1 protein-coding gene is annotated in these 566 nt (G+C 66.3%); it reads right to left on the bottom strand.

The window, feature by feature from the left end; all coding sequences use genetic code 11:
- Positions 1–20: 20 nt before the first annotated feature.
- A partial coding sequence (locus A3840_RS01000) for a transposase (RefSeq protein ID WP_131798201.1) occupies positions 21–566 on the bottom strand: 546 nt, incomplete at its 5' end.

Raw genomic sequence — 566 nt, 5'->3', positions numbered from 1 at the left:
GGTCGAGCAACCGTGGATGGTTAGGCGAATGCCTTGTCGGATTTTGCGATGGCGTTGAGGATTGTGATGAGTTTTCGGACGGTCGCGATCATGGCGAGTTTGAAGGGTTTTCCGCGCGCCCTGAGCCGTCGATAGAAGCCGCCGAGGACGGGATCGTTGACCTTGATGGCGCTGAGCACGGCCATATAGGCGATGTCGCGCAGGTGCTTTCTGCCTCCGGCGCAACGTCCATGGCGATCCGAGGAGCCGGACTGGCGGGCATAAGGGGCCACGCCCACAAGAGCGGCCGCAGCCTTGGCCGAGACCCTGCCCAGTTCGGGCATGTCGGCCAGCAAGGTTATGGCCAGGACCGGGCCGACGCCAGGGACCTGGCGCAACCGCGCCTGACGCTGCTGGACCGAGCGATCCTCGGCCACAAGCCGGGCAATAGCGGTCTCGAGCCGCTTGATCTCCTGGACGATGCCGGCCAGCCGCTCCTCGATCAGGGAGCGGACCAGCGGCTCCTGGACCGTATCGAGCTGACCGGCCAGCCCGCCCCGTTCGGCCAGGATGCGGCGGCGATGGGC

Origin of the sequence: Devosia elaeis (genome assembly GCF_001650025.1) — a bacterium.
GTDB classification, from domain to species: domain Bacteria; phylum Pseudomonadota; class Alphaproteobacteria; order Rhizobiales; family Devosiaceae; genus Devosia; species Devosia elaeis.
This window is presented reverse-complemented; position numbering and strand designations above follow the sequence as displayed.